General features: G+C 37.7%; 20 protein-coding genes and 1 riboswitch. Of the genes, 12 read left to right on the top strand and 8 right to left on the bottom strand.

From position 1 onward, the window contains the following. Positions 1-34: 34 nt before the first annotated feature. Together ytkD and BMW30_RS03440 are read left to right on the top strand one after the other, a co-directional pair. Complete coding sequence (ytkD, locus tag BMW30_RS03445) at positions 35-493, top strand: RNA deprotection pyrophosphohydrolase (protein ID WP_245705617.1); 459 nt, start codon at positions 35-37, stop codon at positions 491-493. Next, positions 477-1,232, top strand: a complete 756-nt coding sequence (locus BMW30_RS03440) for an alpha/beta hydrolase family protein (RefSeq protein WP_091473909.1) — start codon at positions 477-479, stop codon at positions 1,230-1,232. The genes ytkD and BMW30_RS03440 overlap by 17 nt, the downstream gene beginning before the upstream one ends. Positions 1,233-1,279: 47 nt before the next feature. Here the strand turns inward: BMW30_RS03440 and BMW30_RS03435 are convergent, their stop codons facing one another. Then, a complete protein-coding gene (locus tag BMW30_RS03435) occupies positions 1,280-2,764 on the bottom strand; it encodes an AcpB/EbpR/MafR family transcriptional regulator (protein WP_091473908.1) in 1,485 nt (494 codons plus the stop codon). A 239-nt stretch (positions 2,765-3,003) separates the two neighbouring features. Continuing rightward, positions 3,004-4,584: a phosphoenolpyruvate carboxykinase (ATP) gene (gene pckA / locus BMW30_RS03430; RefSeq protein WP_091473906.1), complete on the bottom strand. Its 1,581-nt coding sequence runs from the start codon at positions 4,582-4,584 to the stop codon at positions 3,004-3,006. A gap of 148 nt (positions 4,585-4,732) precedes the next feature. After that, positions 4,733-4,836, top strand: a riboswitch (SAM riboswitch). Between the two features lie 81 nt (positions 4,837-4,917). On the opposite strand from pckA, the gene metK reads away from it, so the two are divergent. Continuing rightward, on the top strand, positions 4,918-6,102 hold the full coding sequence (gene metK / locus BMW30_RS03425) for a methionine adenosyltransferase (protein WP_091473905.1): 1,185 nt from the start codon (positions 4,918-4,920) through the stop codon (positions 6,100-6,102). Positions 6,103-6,171: 69 nt separating this feature from the next. Here metK and BMW30_RS03420 read toward each other — a convergent pair whose 3' ends face one another. Continuing rightward, positions 6,172-6,432 (bottom strand): hypothetical protein, encoded by a 261-nt coding sequence (locus BMW30_RS03420; RefSeq protein ID WP_091473903.1) that lies wholly within the window; start codon positions 6,430-6,432, stop codon positions 6,172-6,174. Between the two features lie 182 nt (positions 6,433-6,614). On the opposite strand from BMW30_RS03420, the gene BMW30_RS03415 reads away from it, so the two are divergent. Together BMW30_RS03415 and BMW30_RS03410 are read left to right on the top strand one after the other, a co-directional pair. Continuing rightward, positions 6,615-7,523, top strand: coding sequence for a nuclease-related domain-containing protein (locus BMW30_RS03415; RefSeq protein ID WP_091473901.1), 909 nt, complete (start codon positions 6,615-6,617; stop codon positions 7,521-7,523). Between the two features lie 45 nt (positions 7,524-7,568). Continuing rightward, the gene (locus BMW30_RS03410; protein ID WP_091473899.1) at positions 7,569-8,993 is read left to right on the top strand and encodes an FAD/NAD(P)-binding protein; all 1,425 of its coding nucleotides are present in this window, start codon (positions 7,569-7,571) and stop codon (positions 8,991-8,993) included. 38 nt (positions 8,994-9,031) lie between these two features. Here BMW30_RS03410 and BMW30_RS03405 read toward each other — a convergent pair whose 3' ends face one another. Together BMW30_RS03405 and BMW30_RS03400 are read right to left on the bottom strand one after the other, a co-directional pair. Further along, the gene (locus BMW30_RS03405; protein WP_091473897.1) at positions 9,032-10,027 is read right to left on the bottom strand and encodes a proline dehydrogenase family protein; all 996 of its coding nucleotides are present in this window, start codon (positions 10,025-10,027) and stop codon (positions 9,032-9,034) included. Positions 10,028-10,044: 17 nt separating this feature from the next. Beyond that, positions 10,045-10,551, bottom strand: coding sequence for a gamma carbonic anhydrase (locus BMW30_RS03400; RefSeq protein WP_091473895.1), 507 nt, complete (start codon positions 10,549-10,551; stop codon positions 10,045-10,047). Between the two features lie 78 nt (positions 10,552-10,629). Here BMW30_RS03400 and BMW30_RS03395 point away from each other — a divergent pair, with 78 nt between their 5' ends. Continuing rightward, positions 10,630-11,436 carry an alpha/beta fold hydrolase gene (locus BMW30_RS03395; protein WP_091473893.1) on the top strand — a complete coding sequence of 269 codons (807 nt, stop codon included), beginning with the start codon at positions 10,630-10,632 and terminating at the stop codon, positions 11,434-11,436. 508 nt (positions 11,437-11,944) lie between these two features. On the opposite strand, the gene mnmM is transcribed toward BMW30_RS03395, so the two are convergent. Together mnmM and mnmL are read right to left on the bottom strand one after the other, a co-directional pair. Next, a complete protein-coding gene (gene mnmM / locus BMW30_RS03390) occupies positions 11,945-12,505 on the bottom strand; it encodes a tRNA 5-(aminomethyl)-2-thiouridylate-methyltransferase MnmM (protein WP_091473891.1) in 561 nt (186 codons plus the stop codon). Continuing rightward, the gene (mnmL, locus tag BMW30_RS03385; RefSeq protein WP_091473889.1) at positions 12,477-13,451 is read right to left on the bottom strand and encodes a tRNA modification radical SAM protein MnmL/YtqA; all 975 of its coding nucleotides are present in this window, start codon (positions 13,449-13,451) and stop codon (positions 12,477-12,479) included. The genes mnmM and mnmL overlap by 29 nt, the downstream gene beginning before the upstream one ends. Before the next feature lie 71 nt (positions 13,452-13,522). Between mnmL and BMW30_RS03380 the strand changes: the two genes are divergently transcribed. The 3 genes from BMW30_RS03380 (at position 13,523) to leuS (ending at position 17,847) form a co-directional block, all read left to right on the top strand. After that, positions 13,523-14,698, top strand: coding sequence for an MDR family MFS transporter (locus tag BMW30_RS03380; protein WP_091473887.1), 1,176 nt, complete (start codon positions 13,523-13,525; stop codon positions 14,696-14,698). Next, on the top strand, positions 14,699-15,178 hold the full coding sequence (locus BMW30_RS03375; RefSeq protein WP_245705616.1) for a methylated-DNA--[protein]-cysteine S-methyltransferase: 480 nt from the start codon (positions 14,699-14,701) through the stop codon (positions 15,176-15,178). A gap of 254 nt (positions 15,179-15,432) precedes the next feature. Continuing rightward, positions 15,433-17,847, top strand: coding sequence for a leucine--tRNA ligase (leuS, locus tag BMW30_RS03370; RefSeq protein ID WP_091474029.1), 2,415 nt, complete (start codon positions 15,433-15,435; stop codon positions 17,845-17,847). Positions 17,848-17,899: 52 nt separating this feature from the next. On the opposite strand, the gene BMW30_RS03365 is transcribed toward leuS, so the two are convergent. After that, positions 17,900-19,153: a BaiN/RdsA family NAD(P)/FAD-dependent oxidoreductase gene (locus BMW30_RS03365; protein ID WP_091473885.1), complete on the bottom strand. Its 1,254-nt coding sequence runs from the start codon at positions 19,151-19,153 to the stop codon at positions 17,900-17,902. A gap of 76 nt (positions 19,154-19,229) precedes the next feature. On the opposite strand from BMW30_RS03365, the gene BMW30_RS03360 reads away from it, so the two are divergent. From BMW30_RS03360 to BMW30_RS03350, 3 genes are read left to right on the top strand one after another with little or no spacing between them, the layout of a single operon-like run. After that, positions 19,230-20,867, top strand: a complete 1,638-nt coding sequence (locus tag BMW30_RS03360; RefSeq protein WP_091473883.1) for a putative polysaccharide biosynthesis protein — start codon at positions 19,230-19,232, stop codon at positions 20,865-20,867. Continuing rightward, on the top strand, positions 20,868-21,563 hold the full coding sequence (locus tag BMW30_RS03355; RefSeq protein WP_091473881.1) for a pseudouridine synthase: 696 nt from the start codon (positions 20,868-20,870) through the stop codon (positions 21,561-21,563). Positions 21,564-21,623: 60 nt separating this feature from the next. Then, positions 21,624-22,145 (top strand): hypothetical protein, encoded by a 522-nt coding sequence (locus BMW30_RS03350; protein WP_091473880.1) that lies wholly within the window; start codon positions 21,624-21,626, stop codon positions 22,143-22,145. The last annotated feature ends 19 nt before the right edge of the window (positions 22,146-22,164 follow it).

Genomic DNA, 22,164 nt, shown 5'->3' with positions numbered 1-22,164 from the left:
ACTGTAATGAAAATAATCGATTGAGGACATTTTTATGAAGTTTATAGATAAGAATAATCATAATGTGAATTTGTACGTAGGTCAATTTTCTGACTCTATCGAACATGTCTTAATTATTCCAAAATATAAAAAACAATATTTACTGACGCACCATTCATTGAGGGGTATTGAGTTTCCAGGTGGTAAAATTGAACCTGGTGAATCGATGGAAGAGGCAGCAAAGCGCGAACTGTTTGAAGAAACAGGCGGACACATAAATCGATTAGACTATATTGGTTTTTATCGTGTGGACAGTGATCCTGAAATTGTTAAAGCTGTATTTTTTGCAGAAGTGTTATCACTTGAAAATCAAGATGACTACTTGGAAACACAAGGTCCGGTGTTCGTCAGTCACTTAAATGAACTCGAAGAAAAACTGAAAAGTCCGCTACTTCTTGATCAATGTGTGCAATATCTATATGAAATGAGCAAAAGTCATGAATTTTTTAAGTGAAAAGCAATATCCATTTGAACACAGAAAATGGAATGCACATGAAGTCAGCTATTATTCTGACGAATATATCGTGCGTGCGTTGATGGTATCTCCAAACGCGGATGATATAAAAAACATCAATATCTATCTGCGTGGTGGTAAAGGTCAGGTAGGGCGGGTGAGACTCGGCAGACTTCTGCAATTCATGAGAGATGATTCGATTGTTGTCGGACCGTATTATCGTGGTAGCAACGGTAGTGAAGGAATGGATGAACTTGCAGGCGCGGACATAGAAGATGTTGTTGCATTAATAAAAATGTTTCGTCATCACTATCCTGATGCACGCATTAATTTAATTGCGTTCTCTCGTGGCGGATTACAAGCAATGAATACACTCAGACATGAGAAAGTGCATAGTTTACTTATGCTCAATGCGGTTAGCTCGATTTACCAAATGTACGAAGAACGTGTAGATCTGCGTGGTATGATGCGTCGTATGGTCGGGCATCCTAAAAAAGATCCTGAGTCATATGATGCACGCGAGGCATTTTTACATGATATACATCTACCGAAAATGTTAATTATACATGGTTCGATTGATCGGTTAGTCGATATTGAAAATGCGCGTATATTGATCGATTATTTACAATATAAAAATCATCCATACGACTATTTTGAATTTGAAGGTGAGCGTCACGCGTTAACACCACCGAGTGTCAAACGAATGAAAAACCTCTTTTGGAGAAATGTAGAAGAATAGTTAATGCATAAGATAAATGCAGCCGAAGTGAACAATTCGGCTGCAATTTAATTTGCATTCTTTAACTTAAATATACGATTAACTTCTTCAGTTATATTTTGTAAATCTTGAGAGGTCGGTAAGTTATTGACGTAGATCTGTGTGTTTTTTAAGTCTTTACCAATTGGAAAATTTGCAACGATTATATCGTATGAGTATAAATCCACTTCATCAATGAAAGTATTCTCGATCACAGTAATCTCTGCATGATTTGGTATATCATACATAATTACTTCTCCCATAAAACGTGCGTGCAGATGATCTGTACTACTTAATACAACAATATTCACCTTATTTTTATTTGCTATAAGTTGAGAGTACAATCCATGCCAATGGGTGTAAATGTTAAACAGCATTGTATTTAGCAAGACATCATCTTTAATACCAAATACATCTTCTAAATACTCAGTGAATAAATACTTAGCTTCATTTAGAAAGTGCGGAGATATGTCTTTTGCTGACTGTAAGAAGCTCTTAATTCTATCCTCTGAAACAAAATTTGATGTGACCTCTATTTGACCGAGAGTCACCGTGTTATGGAGATTTGTAATAACTATTTCTTGATTAGGAATAGTTAAATCAAACTTAGTTGTCAACTGTTTAATTATGTTTAACATCTGAAAATACGATTGGCTAATTGTAATATTGCGCGTAGCACTTTCAATGAGTTCGTTACTTGAATAGGAAATCAACTCATCAACAAATCCATAGAAAATATCTTTAATTGTTTCTAAATTCAATTCTAAATTGATCAACTTTGAAAACTTCGAGTGTGTATGATTTTTATCTAACACTTCTAGGATGAATGGGTCTATATCATTGTTACTACTTAATTTTGATTTAAATCCTTTTTTGATTCTAATGATGTTAATGGCGATTATAAATTTCATATTTCTGAAGAATGCAAAATCAATATCGAGTGGCAATTCTTTTATAAATGAGTACATAAATGACTCCAGCTCTTTTTCATTAATATACGCATGAAACGGCCACTCAAAGAATTTATATTTAGAAGTAAACAATTGATAATAAAATTTACGAATATCTGATTCGTTACCTTCAATCGATAATGGTGTCGTTCGTAGTTTTATATTAAAGCCTTCATAAAGTGAGTTGTTGATATGCATGACTTTCCTATACATCGTTGATGTGCTGGTATAGCTATCTAAGGCCATTTTTTCTATACTTTTGTATGGGTTAAAGAATAGACTTTCTAGATTTTGAAATGATTGGTTGCTTCTTAAAACATCGTGAAGAATGTCTTCGAATCCAAAATTCAATTTCTTTTTGATATGAACGTTACCATTTATAATACTAATCTGTAACGCCTCATCATATTCTTTATTTAGTTCTCGTATATCATCTAATATTATGCGTTCTGAAGATGACATAACTTTTGATAATTCATCAAATGGAATAGTATTTTCAGAACTTGTCAAAACATCAATCAGTTTCAATCGCCTTAGATCAACTTTTGAAATCATTCGCTTCATTCAATCACCTCTGATAAACGCTAAAACTTTAATTTATAATTGATATTGTTCCTCATATTATAAATATCCATAACAATATTATTGAAACATTATCTAAAGGTGTTGTATCAGTTGGGATTGATGCGTTATAAGAGTAATAAATTATTAAAAAAATAGTTAAACCGAATTTAAAATACGGCTGATGACATATAGTCATCAACCGTATTTTTTTAGTAATATTTACTTTTAAAACTTTATAATTACGCTGTAAATCCGCCTTTTTCTTCGATTTCTGAAGCAGCATCGCCAAACTTCTTAAAATTGTCGATGAATTGTTGCTTCAAGTTGTTTGCTTTTTCATCGTACGCTTCTTTAGATTCCCATGCGTCACGTGGCATCAATATTTCTGTTGGCACGCCCGATACTTTAACCGGAACGCTGAGTCCAAAGATTGGATCTTTTTGGAATTCGTTTAGTTCTAACTCGCCGCTAATTGCTCGTCGTACCATTGAACGTGTATGTGTTAAGTCCATTCTGCGACCAACACCATACTCTCCGCCTGTCCATCCTGTATTCACAAGATAAACGTTCACATCGTGCTTATCAATCAATTTACCTAACATGTTCGCATACACAGATGCATGTAAAGGTAAGAATGGTGAACCGAAGCACGTAGAGAATACCGGTTGTGGTGTTGTAATACCACGCTCAGTTCCTGCAAGTTTAGATGTAAAACCACTCAAGAAGTGATACATCGCTTGGTGTCTGTTTAAACGTGAGATTGGTGGCAACACACCGAACGCATCTGCAGTTAGGAAGACGATTGTTTTCGGGTGTCCAGCTTTAGACGGTATACGTGCATTTGGAATATGGTCGATCGGGTAGGCTGCACGTGTATTCTCAGTCAATGCGTTATCATCATAATCCGGCACATTATCGTCGCCTAAAACGACGTTTTCTAACACACTACCAAATTTAATGGCATTAAAGATTTCTGGTTCTTTCTCTTCAGTTAAGTTGATTGCTTTTGCATAGCAACCGCCTTCAATGTTAAACACACCATCTGCATTCCATCCGTGTTCATCGTCACCGATAAGGTCGCGATGTGGGTCTGCTGACAATGTTGTTTTACCCGTTCCAGATAGTCCGAAGAATAATGCCACATCGCCATTTTCTCCAACGTTTGCTGAGCAGTGCATACTCATGACACCTTGTTCTGGAAGTAGGAAGTTCATGATTGAGAAGATTGATTTCTTCATTTCACCAGCATATTCTGTACCACCAATTAAGATGATTTTCTTCTCTAAAGAAACCATGATGAACGCTTCACTGTTCGTTCCATCTACAGCATGGTTTGCCTTAAATCTAGGTGCTGAAACGATTGTGAACTCAGGATCGATTTCAAGGCCTTCTTCTTTCGTTTGTGGACGGATAAACATCGTTCTTGCAAACATATTGTGCCATGCAAATTCATTGATTACGCGTAATTTAATACGTGTCTTATCATCTGCACCAGCATAACCATTAAACACGAATACTTCTTCTTTACGGTTTAGATGATTCATGACTTGCTTGAATAAATTATCAAATACTTCTTGTGATATCGGCTGGTTAACGCTACCCCAATCAACTTTGTTTTGAGAAACGCTATCTTCAACGACAAAGCGATCTTTTGGGCTACGACCAGTGTACTTTCCTGTATTTGCAGTCAATGCACCAGTTTCAGTAAGACGTCCTTCTCCACGACGAATAGATGCTTCAACAAGTTGAGCAGAAGTTAATTGTTTACGACTATCTTCTTTTCCCACTAACTCATCAATCAGCGATTTGTAATCAACCATAGAACAAGCCCCCAAATTATTTTTGTTAGCATTATTATAACATAGAGCATAAATCATTTTATTCAAAAATAGATAAAGAAAGTGCATAGTTTTTTAGATTATACTTGAAATTTTAAGAAAAGATATCTATACTTCATATTTGAGTTATCTCTTATCCAGAGTGGCGGAGGGATTCACACCCGACGATGCCCGGCAACCTCTATGTATATAGAAAGGTGCTAATGTGAGCAGAAAATTTCTGGACGATAAGACAAAGAGCGTAAGCCTTTTTCTTATTATGAGAAAAAGGTTTTTTTATTTGTAACAAGAGATGGCAACAATTTAACGGGAGGAATTACAATGGAACGAAGATTATTTACATCAGAGTCAGTAACGGAAGGTCATCCAGATAAAATTGCCGACCAAGTATCTGATGCGATACTCGATGCTTTAATTGAGCATGACCCATATGCACGTGTTGCGTGTGAAACGGTTGTAAATACAGGATTATGTTTAATCGTGGGGGAGATTTCAACAAGCACATATGTCGATATGCCGAAAATTGTTAGAGAAACAGTAAAAGATATCGGTTATACAGATGCACGATTTGGTTATGATTACAAAACAATGTCAGTATTGACCGCTATTGATGAACAGTCTGAAGACATCGCTCAAGGCGTGAACAATGCTTTTGAATCAAGAGAAACTGAGAATATAGAAACAGGGGCAGGCGACCAAGGGTTAATGTTTGGTTTTGCGTGTGACGAGACAGACGTGTTAATGCCACTGCCAATCCAGCTGGCACATGAACTTTCTAAACAATTAACATTAGTAAGAAAGGAAGATACACTGCCGTATCTGCGTCCGGATGGAAAGACACAAGTTACGGTCGAGTATAACGATGAAGGCTTACCTGAACGTGTCGATACAATTGTTATTTCAACACAACATCACGCCGATGTGTCGCCATATCAAATCTATGAAGATATTTTAGAAAATGTCATTAAACCAGTTGTACCATCTAAATATTTGGATGATGAGACGAAGTATTTTATCAACCCAACCGGACGTTTTGTTATTGGTGGTCCACAAGGGGATGCCGGTTTAACAGGACGTAAAATCATCGTGGATACTTATGGTGGGTATTCAAGACATGGTGGGGGTGCTTTCAGTGGAAAGGATCCGACAAAAGTTGACCGCTCAGGGGCATACGCCGCACGCTACATTGCGAAGAATATCGTTGCAGCAAACCTTGCAAAAAAATGTGAAATCCAACTTTCGTATGCAATTGGTGTTGCTCAACCGATTTCAATATCAATCGATACATTTGGTACAGGTAAACAGAGTGAGAATGAATTGGTAGAAGCAGTAAGAGCAATATTCACACTGTCACCAGACGGGATTGCAAATATGCTTGATTTAAGACGTCCAATCTATAAGAAGACTGCCGCTTATGGACATTTTGGTCGGGAAGACTTGAACCTACCATGGGAAAACACCGATAAAGTACAGGCGCTACAAGCATTTTTCAATAAATAATTTCTATAATAACCAAAAATAAAACACCCACATTACGATGTGGGTGTTTTTATATTAGTCGACAACTGATTATTCAGCGTCTTCTTCTTCAGCATCAGCATCTTCTTCAGCATCAGCATCTTCTTCAGCATCAGCATCTTCTTCAGCGTCAGCGTCTTCTTCAGCTGATTCATCTTCAGTATCTTCAGTTTCATCAACTTCTACTTCTTCTGTGTCGTCAGGCGTGTCCATACCGTTATCATCTGTATCGTCGCCTTCTTCACCATTACATGCACCTAATACTAATACTGATGCAATACCGCCTGCTAATAAATATTTTTTAAGTTCCATAACTAAATTCCTCCTAAGAAATTTCTTAACTGATTTGTAATCCTTACTTATATGTTTTTGTCGTAAGGTAATAGTTATATTCCCATTTTTTTCGAACTAAAACATAAAACCTTAAAATATTTTTAAAAATTTTGCTATAATATAAAAAACATCATTAATAAATGGTAGAAAGGTTGATTGAAATGAATACAGATATATTTTTAGACCCGATATTCATCGCTGTTGCTGCTGTTCTTCTTATTGTACTCACCTGGTTTCTCGTTTATTATTTCCGCAGTCGAAACAGAGTGAATAAATTAACAGAAGAATTTGACCACGAGAAGCAAACATTGATTGAAGATTATGAAGCAACACAAGAAGAAGACCGTCTTTCACATAAAAAAGAAGTATCTGGTTTAAATGAAAAGTATAATAAGGATACTGAACAGTTAAACAAACGTCTTCGCAGTGTGTCGCAGTTTACATCTGACAAAGGTGAATATTTAACGGATCTCGCATTGAAAGATTTGAAAAATCAGCTCGTGAAAGAGGATAAGATAAGAGATTTAGATATGCATATCTTATCAAACATCTATTTACCATCTAGAAATTACACAAATACACGTAAAGTGGATCATCTTGTTTTAACACGTACAGGTATTTATCTAATGGAGTCAAGATTCTGGAAAGGCCATATCATCCATGGTGTAAGCGAACAGAACTTTGAACAATTACCATATGTAGAAAACTTCTTTGAATTACTCGGACTCAATAAGAAACAAGAACAGACTTTTATCTTTGAGAAAAAAGATGATTTAAATGTTACTGTGAGCCACTTTAACCATATGATTGAAGAGGCAAAATTAACTGCAGAAAAGTTAAAAAATGTGTTGAAGTTACAGTTTGATGTTGTGCCTGTTGTATTCTTTAACCCTGAAGATAATGGTAATTATTCAATCGCAAATTACTCCAATGATCCATCGGTTAAAGTTTTAATCGGTAATGAAGAGTTAGATGAATACTTTAAAAAGTATGTCTTCCATGGAAGATTCCAATACACAGTAAAAGATTTAACAGACATCGTGGATCAACTGAAAGCATTAAACCCATAAGAGCCGTTTCGGCTCTTATTTTTAATATGAAAAAGGAGGAAGGCTATGCGTATATTGTTCATTGGGGCAGGTGTTTCCTCAACGTCACTGCTCAAGCATTTATCTGAACTAAAACTTAATGAGAATGTCGCAATTGATGTGGTGGATAGTAAAAATCATATTGGACGCGGTCAGGCATATATTGAAGACAGTGATGTATTACGAGCGAATGTGCCAGTGCAAGAAATGTCACTCGATAAAGATGCAACTCATTATGAGAGATGGTTAAAAGAACAAGGTTACGTCGTGGATCGATTTTCATCAAGACGGCAATTTGGTGAATATATGGAAGATGTTTTAATGTCTATCGTTCGAGCAAATGACAACATTCAGGTCATCAAAGACAAGATTGAACACTTAGACTACGACGGTCAGTTGTTTCATTGTCAAATTGGTAATAAGGAAAAGTGTTACGATATTGTTTATTTAGGGATAGGTATGCTTGAGTATATGGACCCATATGAACTAAAAGGTATGGAGAATTTTATCTATAATCCTTATCCGATCATTAAAGAATTGAAAGATGTGAAACAAAACGTTGCAATTGTCGGCACAGGTTTAAGCGGCATCGATTGTTTGCGTTATTTATTGATAGAGCGTAATTTAGGCAAAGTTTATATGTTCAATCGTTCAAATGAGTTACCGGCAGTTCGTGGTACGCATTACGACTTTAATTTTGAATACTTCACGAGAGATACGCTGCTCAAATATGTTCAAGATGAACAGTTTACACTTGAAAATGTTAAATCTTTATTTATTAAAGAGATGAGATATCAGGAAATCTCACTGGAATTATTTGAGAGAAAATCAGGAGATATCATTAAAGATTTACAGTTTGATGTCGATCACCCGGATACGGTAGGTAAACTTGAATACTTTTTAATTGAGTTCAATAAAATTTTCACACCATTTCTACATCTACTATCAAAAGCAGAGCAAAAGAAATTGTTTGAAGAATATCAACCATACATCTCAAGTAACTATTCACCAATGCCGCGTGAAGTTGCAACACATATTATAGAGTGGTTACAGTCGGGTCGGTTAGAGATGATTGAAGATTTAGAAAAGATAGAGAAAAAAGAGTTGTTTATACTTACTGCTGATGAAAAACAATATGAAATGGATGTTGTCATCAATGCGACAGGCACGAATATGGATATAACTTCAACGAAAGAGCCACTCGTTCAGCATTTATATATGAAGAAACTGATAGAACCTCATCATCTTGGCGGTTTAAAAGTAGATTCACATTATCATGTCGTTAGTCCAAAATATGGTGTGATAAAAAACTTCTTTGCATTTGGAGAGTTGACGATTGGCATGACATACTTATCCAACGCTGTCTTCGATATTTTTGATATGACGCGTGAAATTGCTATCGAGATTAAACAAACAGCGAATAACCCCGCTAAAAATAAAAAAACCGATTGATGAATGGTAAGCAACCCATTCATCAATCGGTTATATTTTTATTTTCTGAACATCTTTACAATCGAAGATATAATGCCGAGTACAACTAAACCTCCAGCAGTAATCGTGCCTGCTTTAACTGCTGGATTATCCATCAAATCTTTCACGAGAAGATTGACGTTTTGTGGTCGTTCAGCAATTCGACGCATAAAGTATGCATACCAGTCATTGCCATATGGTACATATATACACATCGAATAACCTTTTTTAACAATCTGCTTTGCTAAATCATAACGGAATCCATAAAGCATTTGGAATTCAAAAGTATCCTTATCAATATTTTCACGTTCAACGAAATCCATAATGTTATATATGATGTTGTGATCGTGCGTTGCAATTGATGTGAATCCTGTTCCCTCAGTCAGGTGCTTTTTAATGAGCTCTTCAAACGCTATGTCGATACTTTCGCGCTCTTGTAATGCAACACTAGGGTCTTCTTTGTATGCGCCTTTAACGATGCGGACTCTTTCGTCTTTATGCTTAATAACATCTTCTTCTGAATCAAATAAATAGGATTGAAGAACAGTACCCACGTTATCAAATTCTTCAAGCATTTCATCTAACATGCGCATTGTCGCATCGTATACTCTGTAGCTCTCCATGTCAATGTTGACGAAAATACCGACTTGTTTTGCTGCTTCTAGTATTTCTCTAAAGTTCGTTTTACAAAATTCGTAATCGATATCTAGACCAATCTGAGTCAATTTTACAGAACAGTGTGCGTTTACTTTATGCTCATCGATTGCTTTGATCATTTCTAAAATAAGATCTTTTTCATATGTTGCATCCATCGTATCCGTGATGAATTCTCCAAGGTTATCGAATGTAACGCTCATGCCATCTGCGTTGATTGATTTGAATGTTTCAATCGCTTCTTCAGTATCGACGCCACCAACGAACTTACGTGCACCGAATTTTAAACCCATTTGCTTTGTTAAATCATTTAATGTTTTGTTTTCAGATAATTGTATAACTGTATCTCTGAATAATCCCATAATAATTCTCCTAAATTTTATTTTTCATATTTTTTATAATGTGGTATATGGTTCACATAAGTTTCATTGATGCGTTTCATCTCTGCTAGATCATCTTCAGTCAGCTCTCTAACAACTTTAGCAGGTCTTCCCATCGCCAAAGTGTTCGCTGGTATTTCTTTACCACCGGTCACTAAACTACCTGCACCTATAAATGCATTCTCACCAATTACTGCACCATCTAAAATTGTTGAATCCATTCCAATTAGTGCACCCTCTTTAATCGTGCAGCTATGCAATGTCACCTTATGACCAACAGTTACGTGGTCCTCTATAACAAGTGGCATATTTGGAGATTCATGTAAGATTGATAAGTCTTGGATGTTCGTATAGTTACCAATACGAATTGGAGCGATATCGCCACGCAAGACGGAATTGAACCATACGGATGAGAATTCACCGATTTCCACATCACCAATGACGGTCGCATTATGTGCGATAAATGCGTTTTCATGAATGACGGGTTTTATCCCTTTGTATTCCATCAAAGTTAATACATCCTTTCTCACTATTTTTTTGATATAATTATTTTATCATATAAATGTTTGAATTGAGGAAATCTTATGTGGAAATGGGAAACTGATAAAGAACCGAAAGGTGTTATCGTTGTCGTTCACGACATGTTAGAACACCATGATTATTATACAGAATTAATATTCCAGTTCCGAAGACGTGGGTACCATGTCGTCACTGGAGATTTACCAGGACATGGTCAAACAACACGACTGAACAAGGGGCATATCAATTCCTTCGAATCTTACACAGACCGAATTGTCGATTGGAACGAAACCGCTGCTGAGTATAATTTGCCAATCTATTTTTTTGGTCAAGGACTTGGTGGACTCGTCATATTAGAAGCCTTGCGATTAAAGCAAATACATCCAGATGGACTCATATTAATCAATCCGATGTTGGCACTGCGTCAGTCGTTTATCAATAGAAAAAATACGATTCGAACTAGTTTTAGAGCGACGAGCGACGAAAGTCGATTCGATCCTGGAATCAAACTTAACTATTTCACCAATGATCCATTTTATCTTGAAAAATATGAAAATGATGAATTGATGATAGAAAAGGTAAGTTACCAATGGTATCGTGTCGTGACGAATCAAATGAAAAAAACATCCGATAATATTGAAAACACACAAGGTGTACCAATGCTCGGTTTGTTTAGCACAAAAAATGAAATTATAGAACCGTTCATGTCTTCAAAAAGCTTAAAGAATATGCGCAGTCAATATGTTGAAGTTCATATGTTAGAACAAGAGAATCATAGCATATTGCAACAAGAAAATGTTGAATTACCGATGTATTTAATCGACAAATTTTTGACGACGAGATTGTATAGCATTGGGGTTATGATTGATTGATTTGGGGATAAAAGTCTGTGAAATTAGAAGAACAGCGTTGGATTCTTTTTGCGATCCAACGCTGTTTTTGTGATTTTAATATTGGATATGCGGATTTGACGGACTATGAGCTGAGCTCACGGGCTTACAAACGGCTTTGACGGACTATGAAATGAGCTCACGGACTCGCAAACAGATTTGACGGACTATGAGAAGAGTTCATGGGCTTGCAAACAGATTTGACGGACTATGAGCTGAGCTCACGGGCTTGCAAATGGCTTTGACGGGCTATGAGATGAGCTCACGGACTCGCAAATGGATTTGACGGACTATGAGATACGCTCACGGACTCGCAAACAGATTTGACGGACTATGAGCTTTGCTCATAGGCGTGCAAACGGATTTACGCGCCAATGAGATTTGCTCATAGGCGTGCAAACGGATTTACGCGCCAATGAGACTTGCTCATAGGCATGCAAACGGATTTACGCGCCAATGAGACTTGCTCATAGACATGCAAACTCAACTTTCAGACCTTAAGCGCCTTTATCTTCTCAATTACAATCAAAAATGGTGCTTCATTTGCCTGGTTAATGAATTGATATTGCAGTACCTGTGTATATTTCTGATCAAATCCCATCAAATGCTTTTGCAGTGCATCTTTTTCAACTTTACCAGTCGCGTGTCCATGGTAGACGACAATGACAATCCGTCCGCCAACTTCAAGTAAATCGTACAACTTATCAACAGCTTCGATTGTCGAAGCGGGCATTGTTGTAATCGACTTATCGCCTTGAGGTAAGTAACCGAGATTAAACATCGCCACTTTTATGGGCACAGTAATATAGCATTCCACATTTGCATGTGAATCTAAAATATAGGTGATATTCTTTCTGTCACCCGTTTTTTCTTTCGCCGATTCAATCGCAGCAGGTTGTATATCAAAGCTGTATACTTTTCCGTCGGGTACTAAATTTGATAGAAACAACGTATCATGTCCATTCCCACACGTTGCATCAACAACGATATCTGACGGCTCAACGATTTCTCTAGTAACGGTTTTAGCGTGTGGCAATATACGATTTAGCATGTGCATCCTCCTCGTATCGACTGCCTTGAAAGACGTCTTGTTCGATTAGTTCTCTATCAATAGTATTTAAAACATCCCATTTATCGACGCTCCACATCGGACCGATCAGTTGATCGATGGGTCCATCTCCTGTTATACGATGCACAATCATTTCAGGAGGTAACACGCTGAGCTGATCGACGACCAAATTGATATAGTCTTCTTTCGATAAAAATTCGACCAATCCTTTTTCATATTGCTTCACCATTGGTGTTCCTTTTAACAAATGAAGGAGATGAATCTTTATTCCTTGGACATCCATTTGGGCAACTGTTTTGGCTGTCTCCATCATCATGTCATAGTCTTCAGTCGGTAATCCGTTGATGATATGCGTACAAATATTGATATTATGATTGCGCAGCTTCTTCACACCTTCATAATAGACATCCATCGTATGCGCGCGGTTGATGAGTTTCGATGTTTTCTCATGGACGGTTTGCAGACCCAGTTCTACCCAAAGATAGGTTCTTTCACTTAGTTCAGCTAAATATTCCACGACATCATCCGGTAAACAATCCGGTCGTGTACCAATCGATAAACCGACTACGCCATCGATGGCAAGTGCTGCTTCGAATTTTTCTTTCAAGACATGAAGCGGTGCATGTGTGTTCGTGAAACTTTGGAAATAAGCGATATACTTACCTTCACGCCATTTCTGACTGTGCATTTTGTTTTTTATCTTTTCGAATTGTACTGGTATTGAATCAACACGATCTCCCGCAAAGTCACCACTACCTGCGACAGAGCAAAACGTACATCCACCATATGCAACCGTGCCATCTCGATTCGGGCAATCGAAACCTGCATCGAGTGCAACTTTAAATATTTTCTGATTAAAATGTTGTTTTAAATGATAATTAAACGTGTGATAACGCTTGTGATCAAAACTGTATTTAAAAGGGTTCATTTTATCTCACCTTAACTTTCTAAAAAGGATTGTATCACATAAAGGATAGGAGTAAACTTCAAAAAGGAGGGATGAATATGCCAAGAATTGTCTGGTGGTTAGTCATAGGTATGGCAATCAATGTAACGGGCTCATCATTTTTGTGGCCGATGCATACGATTTATATGAATGAATTTTTAGATCAGTCTTTAACAACTGCCGGCATTGTCTTGATGCTTAACGCATTGACAGGTGTTATCGGCAGTTTATTTGGTGGCTGGGTGTTTGACCGGATAGGGAGTAAAAAGACACTCAGATTTGCGATGCTCTTTGTGCTCGTCTGCTTAATTGGTTTAGTCATCAATCATGCATGGCCCGTCTATGCTATATTACTTATTTTAATCGGATTCGGGTATGGTGTTATTGTACCTGTAATCTATGCGATGGCTGGTGTCGTTTGGCCGTCGGGTGGTCGCAAGACATTTAATGCAATATATTTAGCACAAAATCTCGGTGTATCAATCGGTACAGCTGCAGCAGGTTTTGTTGCTCAAATTTCATTTGATTACATATTTTATGCGAACCTCATACTGTTTGTCGTGTTCGTGTTTATTGCATTTACGAAATTTAATTATGAAGTGCCACAAGAAGATACGGCAATGCAAACACAGCTTACGAACATTAATGTTGATATGAATCGTACACGGTTTGTTTCACTAATGATGGCATGTGTTGTGTTCTTCTTATGTTGGACGGGCTATGTGCAGTGGCAGACGACGATTGCAACATATACGCAAGAACTGAATATTAGCTTAAGTCAGTACGGCATTCTTTGGACAGCTAACGGGTTACTGATATTGTTTGCACAACCGTTGATTCGTCCAATCGTCAATCGCTTTGAAGACCGTTTAAACATACAGTTGATCATCGGGCTCAGCATCTTCATCATCGCTTTTGTATTTACATCATTTCAAGTTGCATTCACTGGATTTTTAATCGGTATGGTAATCATGACGTTTGGAGAGATGTTTGTGTGGCCAGCATTGCCGACGATTGCAAATAATTTAGCGCCAAAAGGTAAGCAAGGTTCGTACCAGGGTGTGGTCACTTCAACAGCGACACTCGGACGTGCGGTTGGCCCGTTACTCGGTGGTATGATTGTGGATGCCTATAATATGCAAGTGTTATTCTTTGTCATCGTAGGATTATTGTTCATCGGTTACATTTTTATCGCGTTATTTACGAAACGTGTAAAGGGAGTTGTTTAAATGTATACGAGCTATTTTTACCATGCAGAGAAGTTAGATATGTACTTAGAAATTGTTACAGTCGATGATACCTATGTATGTCGCATCGATTACGTGGATGATCCAGAAGATAAAAATACGGATGACTTAAGTGACGTTGCAAAAACATGTTTTAATGAACTTGATTTATATTTTGATAACAAGTTAGTGACTTTTACGTTTCCCATTAAATATATGAAAGGGACACTATTCCAACAGTCTGTTTGGGATGAGCTGAGAAAGATTCCATTCGGAGAAACACTATCTTATAAGGAACTGGCATTAAAATGTGGTGGCGCAAATTATTCACGCGCTGTCGCGAATGCAAATGGAAAAAATCCGATATCGATTGTCATTCCGTGTCACCGCGTCATTAGTTCTGATGGTACTCTAGGCGGTTACACAAGCGGTACCGATAAAAAACAAGCACTGCTCGATCACGAAGGCGTCATATGGAAATAAGTAGATAATCATTGTTGCATATTCATCACTGTTAAGATAAACTAAATGTAATTAGGAGTAGTATTTGGAAGTCATGTCCCAGAGAGTTGATGGTGCTGTGAATCAACATATGATGAAGAGGAACTTGCCTAATTGAAACATACCAATTAAATTTTAAAGCGCACATAAAGTGAATGCGGGTGGTACCGCGGTCAATATAAATGATCGTCCCATGTCTAATTATTAGACATGGGACTTTTTATTTAGGGGGAAAAATAATGAGCTATAATCACAAAGCAATTGAAAAGAAATGGCAAGAATATTGGGAAACGAACAAAACGTTTAAAACAGAAGACGAACTAGACAAGAAAAAGTTTTATGCACTGGATATGTTCCCGTATCCGTCAGGGGCTGGACTACATGTCGGTCACCCAGAGGGCTACACCGCAACAGATATCATCTCGCGTATGAAACGCATGCAAGGGTATAACGTGCTTCATCCGATGGGGTGGGATGCGTTTGGATTACCCGCAGAACAATATGCAATTGATACAGGAAATTCTATCCATGAATTTAACAAGTTGAATATTGCGAACTTCAAGAAACAAATAAAATCATTAGGATTCAGTTATGATTGGGATCGTGAAGTTAATACGACAGATCCGGATTACTATAAATGGACACAGTGGATTTTTATCCAGCTGTATAACAAAGGTTTGGCATATGTGGATGAAGTACCTGTCAACTGGTGTGAAGCACTCGGAACAGTACTTGCAAATGAAGAGGTCATCGACGGATTATCAGAGCGTGGTGGTCACCCAGTTGTGCGTAAACCGATGCGCCAATGGGTGCTGAGAATTACGGAATATGCTGATCGACTGCTTGAAGATTTAGACGATTTGGATTGGCCAGAATCATTAAAAGATATGCAGCGCAATTGGATTGGAAAGTCTGAAGGTGCGAATGTGACGTTTAAAATTGATGGACATCAATCTGATTTTGAAGTGTTCACAACGCGTCCAGATACACTTTACGGAGCAACATACGCAGTGTTATCGCCAGAGCATAAATTAATCGATGAAATTACGACTGAAGATATGCGTCAAGATGTACTGAATTATCAAGAGAAAGCCGCACATAAGTCTGATTTGGAACGCACGGATTTAAACAAGGATAAGACAGGTGTGTTTACTGGTGCATATGCAGTCAATCCATTGAACGATGAAAAGATTCCGATTTGGATTGCGGATTACGTCCTTGCGTCATATGGTACAGGTGCAATTATGGCGGTACCCGCACACGATCAACGTGACTTTGAATTTGCAAAAAAATTCGACTTGCCGATTATTCCAGTACTTGAAGGTGGCAATGTTGAAGAAGAAGCATTTGTCGGTGACGGTGCGCACATTAATTCAGGACCGCTTGATGGTTTAAACAAAGATGACGGTATTAAAAAAGCGATTGAATTACTAGAAGATAAAAACGTTGGAACGAAGAAGACGACGTATAAATTACGCGACTGGCTATTCTCACGTCAGCGTTACTGGGGAGAGCCGATTCCAATCATTCATTGGGAAGACGGCACGATGTCAACAGTGCCTGAAGAGGAACTGCCATTAGAGCTTCCTTATATGGAACAAATTAAACCATCCGGCACTGGCGAATCACCGCTTGCTAACAATGAAGAATGGATCAATGTGACGCGTGAAGATGGCGTCAAAGGCCGTCGTGAAACCAATACGATGCCACAGTGGGCAGGTAGTTGTTGGTATTATCTTCGCTATATCGATCCAAATAATAGTGAAGTGATTGCTGATCCAGAGAAAATCAAACATTGGCTGCCTGTAGATCTTTACATCGGTGGTGTAGAACATGCGGTACTGCATTTACTGTACGCACGTTTCTGGCATAAAGTGCTTTACGATATCGGTGTTGTGCCAACGAAAGAACCATTCCAAAAATTATTTAACCAAGGGATGATTCTTGGAGAAGGTAATGAAAAGATGAGTAAATCAAAAGGGAACGTCGTTAACCCAGATGATATCGTTTATACACATGGTGCAGATACATTGAGATTGTACGAAATGTTCATGGGACCACTTGATGCAGCCATTGCGTGGAGTGAAACAGGACTAGATGGTTCCCGCCGTTTCTTAGATCGTGTATGGCGTCTACTCGTCAATGAGAATGGCAGTTTATCGGAGAAAGTGACAGATGAGGAGACATCAGAACTCGAGAAGGTGTATCATGAGACGGTTAAAAAAGTGACTGTGGATTACGAAAATTTACATTTCAACACGGCGATATCTCAATTGATGGTGTTCATCAACGAAGGATATAAACAAGATAAAATCAATATGGAACTCATCAAAGGATTCGTTAAATTACTATCTCCAATCGCACCACATATCGCTGAAGAGCTATGGGAAAAACTTGGTGGAGAAACGACGATCACTTATGAAGAATGGCCGACATTTGATGAATCGAAACTTGTAACAGAAACTGTAGAAATCGTTGCACAAGTCAATGGTAAAGTGAAGGATAAGATAGATGTTAGTCCAGAAGCAACAAAAGATGAACTTGTACAAATTGCGATGGATAATGAAAAAATCCAAGCAGCGATTGAAGGCAAGACGGTCAACAGAACGATTGTTGTTCCTGGTAAGCTTGTAAATATTGTGGCGAAATAGCATTTTAAAATTTAAGAACATCGTGCATAAATTTTTAAGCACGATGTTCTTTTTAATTATTATTTGCACTATGTCCGGCAACATAACCAGTGACAAGAGCGCTCGTAATATTATAGCCACCCGTATAGCCGTGAATATCTAATACTTCACCACAGAAGTAAAGCCCATGAACAAACTTGCTTTCCATCGTTTGTGGTGTGATCTCTTTTAAATGCACGCCACCACCTGTAACAAATGCTTCTTCGATAGATTTTGTGCCATGTACATTAAACTTAAACTGTTTTAAAAATTGAATGATGCTTTCGATTTCTTCTTTTTTAATGTGATGACCGGATTTTTCACCATCGATATAGAGATGTGCCAGTAAAAATAGTGCCAAGCGCTCCTGCATCATCTGTTTCAAAATATTTTTTAGTGATTTGTCTTTATTAGATTCTAGTAATTGATTAAATTCATGTGTGATTTGTCCAAGCGACTGCTCCGGATAAAAATCAATCATCATCGTTATCTCTTTCTGCTTTTGAGATTGCTGTTCTTTGAAGATGAATTGTGAGCAGCGGAGCGCAGCTGGGCCACTCACACCAAAGTGTGTAAATATCATATCCATTTGATGTGTGATTCTTGGTTTACCATTTTTCTTTAATACACTCAGCGCAACATTTTTTAAGCTCAACCCTTTTAACATACCTTCTACAATAAATGGTTCATTGGAGATGATTGGCACTTCTGTTGGAAATAATTCTGTAATACTGTGCCCAGCAGCCTTTGCAAACGTATGGCCATCACCGGTAGAACCTGTTTTCGGTACACTTTTACCACCTGTCGCAACGATGATATGATGTGTTTTAATTTGGTCACCTGTGGTTGTCGTCACTGAAACGACTTTGTCATTGTCCACATTGATTGATTCCACAATCGTTTCGAATTTTATCTCAACATTGTTTTGATCGAGCTTATCTAAAAATACATTTAAGACATCCTTCGCCTTGTTGGTTACAGGGAACATTCGACCATGGTCTTCTTCTTTTAAGGCAACGCCTGATGATTCGACGAAGTTGATGATGTCTTCGTTATCAAACACACTAAATGGTCCATACAAAAACTTACCATTGCCCGGTATGTGCTTGATGATTTCTTCATATGGGAGACGATTAGTCACATTACAACGACCGCCACCAGAGATAAGTAGTTTCTTACCCAAACGATTATTCTTTTCAATGATCAAAACTTTTTTGTTGTTTGCACTGGCACTAACAGCAGCCATTAAACCACTGACGCCACCACCGATTACGATTGTATCGTACATTTTTATCACCTTATTTGTTTAATTCATCTGAATTCATTTATAATGAACATTATATTGTAATAGGTAGGGTACGTATATGTCACAAAAAAATGATTCAGAAAAAATGCTCAGAGGCTCATGGTTATTAACTGTCGGTGCAGTATCGACACAAATCATGGGCATGTTATACATAATCCCATTTTACTCGATAATGGGTGGAGAAGAAAATTTAGCTCTATATGGATATGCTTATACGCCATATGCAATCATGCTGTCATTTGCGATTGCAGGGTTACCAGGGGCAGTGTCAAAATTCATTGCGAAGTATAATGCGCTAGGAATGTACAAGACCAGTCAGAAATTGTACCTTTCTAGTTTTATTGTGTCCTTTGGTTTAGGGATTATATCGTTTATTATCTTGTTCTTTATGGCACCGATATTGGCAGATATACAGACGCTGTATGCAGGAGATGCCATTTGGTCAACGGAAGATATTACACGCGTTATTCGCGTGATCAGTTTCGCAATTATCATCATCCCGTTATTTGCTACATGGCGCGGTGTGTTCCAAGGATTTGAATCGTTTGGACCGACGACTGCTTCGCTTGTTTTAGAGCAACTTGTTCGTATCATCTTCTTGTTAGCGGGAACTTACATCGTCATCGAAGTGATCAACGGCAGTATTCGTACGGCAAACGAAGTGGCAGTATTTGCTGCATTTATCGGTGGATTTGCTGCATTATTTACACTGATGTTTTTCTGGTTTAAGCGAAAGCCGCACATCGATAAGATGGTCGCATCCGATGATACGGGTGAGACACTGTCTTATAGAGTCATGTACAAAGAAATAATCAGTTACAGTGTACCGATTATATTGATGGGAATTAGCATATCAACATTGATGCTCATCGACCAGTTGACACACAATAACGCGCTTGAGATGGCGAATGTACCTGAGAAATATCATCATGAGTGGTTTACGATTTTGAACTTAACGACACACAAGCTCGTTATGATTCCAACCGCTTTTGCATCTGCATTTGGTGTGTCATCGATTCCTTTCATCACGAAAAATTATTTCTTAAAACAATTGGATTCAGTCAATGTTCATATTAAAACTACGTTATTATCGACATTGATTTTCACCATTCCAGCAGCGCTTGGTTTATTGATTTTATCGGCACCGATTTATACCGCATTTTATGAATATAATGAGTTCGGAAATCTCGTCTTGCTGGTCTATGCACCTGTGGCAATCTTATTTGCTTTATTTACTGTTACATGTTCAATCATGCAAGGGATCAACAAGCAGTGGTATACGATGGTTTACATCGTCATCATGTTTGCAGTGAAGTTATTAATTAATATCCCACTGATTATGCAATTCTATACTGTCGGTGCTGTTCTCGGTACGATGATTAGTTTAGCGGTTGGAATAACACTTAATTTGCTAACGATTAAGTATTTCTCTAAGTTCAAATCTAGAACGCTGTTGCGTCCGTTAACTGAAATGGTTGTTTACTCAATCGTTATGGTACTCGTTGTCGAAGTCATCTACTTCTTATTGAATCGCCACTTAGATATTACAGGAACGATGGACGCAATCATCATGTTAGTTGCGACAATACCTATTGCTGTTGTTGTCTATATCGTCCTCATATTTAAGACAGGACTTGCAGATGCGGTGCTCGGTGAAACTGCACAGAAAATCAGACGAAAGTTGAGAGTGTTATAGATGAGACTCGATAAGTTTTTATCGAATGCAGGAATGGGAAGTAGGAAAGATGTCACAAAGATCATAAAAGAAAAGCGTGTGACTATCAATGAACAGATTGAAACTGTTGGAAAAACATATGTTTCAGATGATGACATCATCAAATTAGATGACAGAGTAGTCAGTCTCGAGAAACACGTCTACATCATGCTCAATAAGCCAAAGCGAGTCATCACGGCAACAAAAGACGATAAACATCAAACCGTGATGGACTTGATTCAGCATCCACAAAAAGAAATGTTATTTCCACTCGGCCGATTGGACAGAAACACGACGGGTTTACTGATTATCACGAACGATGGGCAACTTGGTCATCAATTGTTGTCACCGAAAAAAAAGGTCGATAAAACGTATGTTGTTACATTGAAGAAAGCAATTACAGATGAAGCGATTAAACAGTTGGAAACTGGTGTTGAACTCAGTGATTTCACAACACAACCAGCATCAGTAAAAGTGCTGCGAGATGACTGTATCGAACTGACGATTACAGAAGGTAAATTTCATCAAGTGAAACGGATGATGCATGCGGTAGAAAATCAAGTAGAAGAGCTGCACAGAAAGTCTTTTGGACGCCTAGTTTTAGACCCGAACCTCAACTTTTCTGAGTCAAGAAAACTAACCGATGACGAGATAAAATTATTATTCAGTCATGTTTGAATTTAAACAATGTAGGGTAGATTATTTTTAACAAATCGAATAGTAAAGAGGAGAATGAATATGTTTAAATTCTTATTAAGAATTGCTGCGTTAGTTGGTATTGGTTATGCTGCAAAACAACTCAGCAAAAAAGAAAATAGAGATCGTGTCGTTGAAGAGTACAACAAAGCAAAAGAAGACCCTAAAAAATATGCAGAAGATATTCAAGAGAAAGTTTCTACTAGTGCAACTGAGTTCCAAGGAAAAGCTAAAGAAGAATACAACAAAGTAAAAGAAGATCCGAAAGCATATACTGAGGACATCCAGTCCAAAGCGAAAGATGAATTTGACAAGATTAAATCAAAATCTGAAGAGTTGCAGTCAAAAACAAAAGAAGAATTTGAAAAAATTAAATCAGATGCAAAAAACAAAGTTCAAGATATTAGAAACAAAAATGAATCAGAAGAGTCGGATGAAGTGCAAGAATCGCGTTTCGACGATGAAGCACCGGTTCAAGTGAACGATGAACTGGAAGATGAATCAGAAGTGTTAGATGATTCTGAGGATAACAAGACAATCGTTACGAAAAATGATGAGAAGTAGTATGATATAAATAAGGTTA

The organism is Aliicoccus persicus (assembly GCF_900110815.1).
Taxonomy (GTDB): domain Bacteria; phylum Bacillota; class Bacilli; order Staphylococcales; family Salinicoccaceae; genus Aliicoccus; species Aliicoccus persicus.
The sequence above is the reverse complement of the archived record's forward strand: the minus strand, read 5'-3'. Positions and strand labels throughout refer to the sequence as shown.